Consider the following 6,298-nt stretch of genomic DNA (forward strand, 5'->3'; position numbering starts at 1 on the left):
GCCGCGCCGTCGCGGTCGAGCCCGCCGGCTGCGCCTGACGGCGCTGCGTCTGGCGCTCAGGCGCCGCGCTTCCGCGCGACCGCCAGGAGGTGTTCGTAGGAATACTCGGCCGGGCCGCCCGGCTCGCCCCGTTTCGAGCGGACGGCGAACTCGTCGAGGTCTCGGTCGAGCGCCGCGCCATCCGGACGCCACCGCGCCGGCGCCGTGGAAATTCGAGCTGGTCGGCGGCGAGCCAGGTCGCCATCCGCGCGGCCCCCGGGCGTCGCCCGCCGAGCGGTAGAGGCCGTACGCGGTCTCGCGCGCCTCGAACGTGGCAGGGCCGTCGTCGAGCCAACCACGCCGCCCAGCCGGCGTCTTGCGTGCGATCGCCGGCGCTCACGAGGGCGTCCGGCCCATCCCCGTCCAGCCGCCGTCCACCGTGAGCGTGTGTCCCGTGACCATCGCCGCCTCCGGCGAGACGAGGTACGACAACGCCGACGCGACGTCGTCCGCGTGCCCGACGCGTCCCGTCGGCAGGAGCTCCGCCCAGTGCTCGGCGTAGTCGGGGTCGTCGGCGAGGTTCCGCGCGTTGACCGTGGCGCCGATCGCGAGCGCGTTGACCGTGATCCCGTGGCGGCCGAGCTCCAGGGCAAGGACGGTCGCCATGTGCTGGAGCGCGGCCTTCGTCACTGCGTACGCCGAGAGGTTGGGGATCGCCCGGCTGCCGGTCACCGACGACGAGAAGACGATGCGGCCGCCGTCGCTCTGCCCGACCATCTGTCGTGCGGCGGCCTGCGCGCCGAAGTACGAGCCCTTGAGGTTCAGGTCGACCACCGTGTCCCACGTCGCCTCGTCGACCTCGAGGAACGGCGCCCAGCGCGTCAGGCCCGCGTTCGCGACGAAGACGTCGAGTCGACCGAGCTCGCGAACGGTCCGGTCGACGAGCCGCTCGTTGTCCGCGACCCGGGAGAGATCGCCGTCCACCGCGATCGCGCTGCCGCCACGGCTGCGGATGCGGTCGACCACGACTGCGGCCAGGTCCGGCTCGCCGTGGTGCGCCACCGTGACCGCGGCGCCCGAGGCCGCGAGCTCCTCGGCCATGGCGGCACCGATCTCGCGGCTCGCCCCGGTGACGACCGCGACCTTCCCCGCGAGAGTCTCCGTACGCACGCCGGCAAGCGTATGGCCTTCGCCGCATCGGCTCGCGGGACGTCATGTATGGTCTGCCTTACATCAGTGTTGAGGAGTCGCTGACAGAGTGGGAGCGGGGATCGTCACCCTGCGCGAGGGCTTCGAGGCCGCGCTCGTCGTGGTCATCGTCCTCGCCTTCCTGAACCGCACGGGCAAGAAGGTCGACGTGCGCCCGGTCTGGATCGGCGCGGGCGCCGCGGTCGCGCTGACGGTCGTCACAGCACTCGGGCTCGTCGTCGTCGGAGCCGAGCTCGAGGGGACGTCCGAGGCCGTCTTCGAGGGCGCCACGATGATCATCGCCGCGGCGCTCCTCACGTGGATGATCTTCTGGATGCGTCGCCGCGCCGGCTCGCTCAAGGGCGAGCTCGAGCGTCAGGTGGGAGAGGCGCTCGCGGCCAGCTCGGGGTTCGCGCTCGCCGCCGTCGTCTTCGTCGGCGTCGCCCGCGAAGGCCTCGAGACCGCTCTGCTGCTCTTCTCGAGCTTCGGGAGCGAGGGAGACTTCGCGGCCGGGATCGGCGCGGCGATCGGCCTCGCGGGTGCAGTCGTGCTGGCCTTCCTCCTCTACAAGGGCATCCACCGGCTCGACATGCGGCGGTTCTTCCAGGTGACGAGCGTGCTCCTGCTCGTGTTCGCCGCGTGGCTCCTCGCCCGCGGCCTCGAGGAGCTCGCCGAAGCGGGCGCGCTGCCCGAGGGTGAGAGCATGGCGTGGCTCGCCTTCGCGGTGTTCGCCGTCCCGACGCTGTACTTCTTCTTCCGCAGGCCCACCGGCACCCGCGCGTAAGGGGCCCAGCGGGCGCCACCCGCGGGTGGCAGACCGATGATTTCGCGCCCGTTCGGGCGTCTACGCATGGTGTGGCAGACCGAACCTCGTGCGTGACCGACGTCCGTAGTGTGAAATCGCACGGCGGTGGAATCCTCGGGGGGACGACCGAGAACTGAGTAGAGAAGGGGCGCCTTTCATGAGCGAGCACCTAGAGACGCCGAACGGGAACGGAGCGCGGCTCGCCGCGCACGAGCGAATGTCGACGGGCGCATTGGCGCGCTGGATGTGGGCGTGCGCGTCGCATCCGTGGCGCGTCGCACTCGCCTGGCTCGGGATCATCGTTGTCCTCGTCGTCCTCGTGGCCACCGTCGGCGGCGGCCTCAAAGACGTGTTCGAGATCCCGGGGTCGGACACGCAGAAGGCGACCGACCTGATCGAGTCCCAGTTCACGTCCGAACAGGGCTCCGTGCTCAACCTCGTGTTCGCCGCCCCCGAGGGTCAGCGCCTCGACACGCCCGAGCGCAAGGCTGCGATCGCCCAGGCCGTCGCGAAGCTGAAGTCGCCCGCGTTCGCGCCGAAGGACGGCAATGCCGGCATCGAGAGCGTCGGAAACCCGTTCAGCGAGAACACGTTCTCCGACAACGGCCGCATCGCCTACGCCGAAGCGCAGTTCTCGGAGACGATCGAGAGCGCCGATCGGTCCCAGGTCGTCGCGGTCCAGGACGAGGTGCGCAAGATCGTCGAGCCCGCGGGCGTGATCGTCGAGTTCAACGGCGACGCCGAGTTCCCGCCGATCGAGCAGGGCACGCAGGAGCTGCTGGGCCTGCTCGCGGCGCTGATCGTGCTGCTCGTCGTCTTCCGCACGATCGTCGCCGCCGCGATCCCGATCGGCCTCGCGATCGTCGCCGTCGGGACGGCGTTCATCCTCCTCTTCATTCTCGCCGGCCTGACCGACATCAACACGGTCACCCCGCTCCTCGTCTCGATGATCGGGATCGGCGTCGGGATCGACTACTCGCTGTTCATCGTCACCCGCTTCAGACAGTTCCTGCACGAGGGTCTGTCACCGGTGGCGGCGGCGGCAGAGGCGGGCGCGTCGGCCGGTCGCGCCGTCATCTTCGCCGGGCTGACGGTGGCGATCTCGGTGACGGGGCTCGCCTTCTTCGGCCTCGACTTCGTGACGAAGCTCGGCATCGGCTCCGCGCTCGGCGTCCTCACGACCGTCCTCATCGCGAACTCGCTGCTCATCGCGGTGCTCGCGAAGCTCGGTCACAAGGTCGACCGGCTCAAGGTGCCGTTCCTCCGCCCGATCGACGACTCGGAGGCCGCGCGACACAACACGCTCATCGCGCGCTGGGGCCGCTGGGTGACCGCACACCACAAGCCGGTGTTCGTGGTCCTGCTCGTCGCGGGCATCGTGCTCGCCGGCACCTCGGCGCTCGTCCGGCTCGGCGCCTCCGACCAGGGGACGCAGCCGACGAACCAGACCGCCCGGCGCGCGTACGACCTCCTCGCCGAGGGCTTCGGGCCTGGCTTCAACGGCCCGATCCCGATCGTCGTCGACGTCAACGGCGGCTCGCAGGTGCCGCAGCGTGTGTACGACGGCGTCCGGGGGCTCAAGGGCGTCGCATCGGTCGCCGAGCCCCAGTTCAACGATAAGAAGACCGTCGCGATCGTCTTCGTGACGCCCAACTCGGCGCCTCAGGACGAGGCCACCGGGCAGCTCGTCGACCGGCTGCGAAACGACGTCGTCCCCAGGGCGACCGAGGGCACCAACGCGGCGGTCTACGTCTCTGGCTTGAACGCGGCGTTCAAGGACATCGCCGACCGGATCATGCAGCGGCTGCCGATCTTCCTCCTCTACGTCATCGGCGTCACGTTCCTCGTGCTCGCGATGGCCTTCCGATCGATCGTCATCTCGCTCACGGCCGCGATCACCACGATCCTCTCGGCGTTCGTCGGCTTCGGCGTGCTCACCCTGGTCATCCAGGAGGGGCACCTGATGAACCTGACGGGGCTCGATCAGACGGGGCCGATCGAGACGTTCGTGCCACCGATCGCGTTCGCGATCCTGTTCGGGCTCTCGATGGACTACATGGTGTTCCTGACGAGCCGGATCAGGGAGGAGCACGTCCACGGCCTCCCGACGAAGGAGGCGGTCGAGCACGGCATCGCCGCGATCGGGCGGGTGGTGGTCGCCGCGGCGATCATCATGGGCACCGTCTTCGCGGCGTTCATCCTCACTCCGGACCGCATCTCGAAGGAGTTCGGACTGCTGCTCGCGGTCGCCATCCTGACCGATGCGCTCGTCGTGAAGATGACGCTCGTCCCTGCCTTCCTCACCCTCATGGGCGAGAAGGCCTGGTACATCCCGGGCTGGCTCGATCGGCTGCTGCCGAACATCACGATCGAGCCGCCGCACGACGGAGACGGCCGAGTGGGTCTCGAGCCGACAGGGACGCCGGAGCCGGCCGCTCGAAGCTGAGCTTCGTCCGGCGGGCGGCGGGGCGAGCCACGCTCCGCCGCCCGCTCCGGAGACGTTTGAGCGGGCATTTCCGCAGACGTTGCGGAATGATGCTCCAATTCCTTTCGTTGAACCCCTTGCGGAATTCGTCTCGATGCTCTATCCTCCGGCTTCGGAAGGAACTTGGAACCCATGATGCCCATGATCACCACCACCAACTATCCGGCCAGAGCGGCGTCAGCCGCGACGGTTTCGACCTGGCAGAACGTCGGTGCCAGGTTCGAGCTCGACCATGTCCTTGCCCTCGCTGGGAGGTCTGCACGCTAGGTTGCTAGCCGCATTCCGAGCCAGTCGAGGGCGACCCAGCGGGTCGCTTTCGTCGTTTCGGGAGGCGGCCGGCGCGTGACGACCACGAGGTGATGCCCAGCTTGAAGAAGCACTAGACCGAATCGAGGCCCCGCCTGAGGGAGAAAGACTCCTCCGCACGGAGGATGAAATGAGCATCGGTGTTTAGCTTCTGCTTTCGCCTGCGAATTTCCGTGACGTGCGCGAGACTCGGGCTCCAAAGCCCCTCCACGTAGGACGGCGATCGCAGCGGACAGCGCACCCGGCGGTCGACGATCCAGGGTCGAAGGGTAGGCGAGTGGCTTGGACAACATCGTTCGGCTTTCGAGCCGAGCGAGACATAGGAAGCGGGAAGAGGCCACTTCGCGTCGGGCGGCCTGCTGCATCGACGTTCCCACTCGGGGGACGTGGATGGAGAGGCGGACCGTTCCGGGATCGTCCAACCGGCAGGACACCACGCTCTGAAGGTGGAGATCGAGGTTCGAATCCTCGGACCGGAGCTGTGCTTGCACCTTGCGGAGGACCTGAGGTTCGCGAGCCTGAGAGGTGACCGACGGGCGAGTAGCTCAACGGGAGAGCGCTCGTCTCACAAGCGAGAGGGTGCTGGTTCGAGCCGAGCCTCGCCCATGCTTGTTGCGCGAAGCGGGAATCCGCCGAGCGGATTCCCGCCGCTCGATCCCCGCCTGCGGCGGGGCAAATCCCTGAAGGCGTCGCCTTCGGCGCCGCAACTGCGGCGCAGTGCTGGGCGTGGCTTCAGCAGTTTCCCTTGGTTCGACCCGCGTGACCGTAGCTCAGCCCGGTAGAGCGCTCGCCTGAAACGCGAGGCGCCGCAGGTTCGATCCCTGCCGGTCACATCTCTGGCTCCGTAGCTCAACCGGCAGAGCTCCCGCCTCTTAAGCGGAGGGTTGCAGGTTCGACGCCTGCCGGGGCCACTCTCGCGCCATTGGCTGCGCTCTGACTCGCCGGACGGAGCCCGGCTCCGCCGAACGCGGCCAGAGACGCAGGAGACCCACGGAAGGACTGCCACCGGCGCGGTATCCCGTCTCGAAAACGGGTGGGCTGACAAGCCTTGGGGGTTCGACTCCCTCTCCTTCCGCTGGCGACGACCGGCCGCGCGCCCTCGGATGGCGGAGCCCGGCCTCCGGCGCGCTCGCGCCGCAGCGCACTTCCGGGTGTGTGCGGGAGCACCGGCCCTCCGGCCGGGAGAGTCTGCGGCGCGCCGGCCGCCGCTCAGATCGTCACTGGACAGCGCGCCCGAGGCGGCGCGCCGCGCGTCCCCGCAAGGAGCACGCCGGGACGCGCGCACGGAGGCATGGCCGAGTTGGCAAGGCAGCGCGTTGCTAGCGCGTCGGCGACATCTCGTCGCTCGCAGGTTCGAGTCCTGCTGCCTCCGCTTCATCGATGCGACGTCGTCCAATCGGCAGGACGACCGGCTGTTACCCGGAGAATGCTGGTTCGAGCCCAGCCGTCGCAGCTCACACGCCCCGGTCTTCTAGCGGATCGAGGATGCCGGCCTCTCAAGCCGGCGACGCGGGTTCGAATCCCGCTCGGGGCCC

3 protein-coding genes and 8 tRNA genes are annotated in these 6,298 nt (G+C 69.2%); 10 read left to right on the forward strand and 1 reads right to left on the reverse strand.

The annotated features are described in order from the left end of the window. Window positions 1-375 precede the first annotated feature (375 nt). Window positions 376-1,149, reverse strand: coding sequence for an SDR family NAD(P)-dependent oxidoreductase (locus VNM44_RS08425; protein ID WP_325624986.1), 774 nt, complete (start codon window positions 1,147-1,149; stop codon window positions 376-378). Between the two features lie 88 nt (window positions 1,150-1,237). On the opposite strand from VNM44_RS08425, the gene VNM44_RS08430 reads away from it, so the two are divergent. The 10 genes from VNM44_RS08430 to VNM44_RS08475 all read left to right on the forward strand — a co-directional run bounded on the left by VNM44_RS08430 (window position 1,238) and on the right by VNM44_RS08475 (window position 6,297). After that, complete coding sequence (locus VNM44_RS08430; protein ID WP_325624988.1) at window positions 1,238-1,951, forward strand: FTR1 family iron permease; 714 nt, start codon at window positions 1,238-1,240, stop codon at window positions 1,949-1,951. Window positions 1,952-2,129: 178 nt separating this feature from the next. Continuing rightward, window positions 2,130-4,418, forward strand: coding sequence for an MMPL family transporter (locus VNM44_RS08435; RefSeq protein ID WP_325624991.1), 2,289 nt, complete (start codon window positions 2,130-2,132; stop codon window positions 4,416-4,418). A 750-nt stretch (window positions 4,419-5,168) separates the two neighbouring features. Continuing rightward, a tRNA-Gln gene (locus VNM44_RS08440) sits at window positions 5,169-5,244 on the forward strand. A 53-nt stretch (window positions 5,245-5,297) separates the two neighbouring features. Beyond that, window positions 5,298-5,369: transfer RNA gene (locus VNM44_RS08445), tRNA-Val, on the forward strand. A 153-nt stretch (window positions 5,370-5,522) separates the two neighbouring features. Beyond that, window positions 5,523-5,596, forward strand: a tRNA-Phe gene (locus tag VNM44_RS08450). A 5-nt stretch (window positions 5,597-5,601) separates the two neighbouring features. Then, window positions 5,602-5,674, forward strand: a tRNA-Lys gene (locus VNM44_RS08455). An 81-nt stretch (window positions 5,675-5,755) separates the two neighbouring features. Continuing rightward, window positions 5,756-5,838 (forward strand) — tRNA-Ser (locus VNM44_RS08460). A gap of 210 nt (window positions 5,839-6,048) precedes the next feature. Next, window positions 6,049-6,135 (forward strand) — tRNA-Ser (locus tag VNM44_RS08465). 9 nt (window positions 6,136-6,144) lie between these two features. Next, a tRNA-Asn gene (locus VNM44_RS08470) sits at window positions 6,145-6,216 on the forward strand. Between the two features lie 7 nt (window positions 6,217-6,223). Beyond that, window positions 6,224-6,297 (forward strand) — tRNA-Glu (locus VNM44_RS08475). Window position 6,298 lies beyond the last annotated feature (1 nt).

This window comes from Gaiella sp. (genome assembly GCF_035558935.1).
Taxonomy (GTDB): Bacteria; Actinomycetota; Thermoleophilia; order Gaiellales; family Gaiellaceae; genus Gaiella.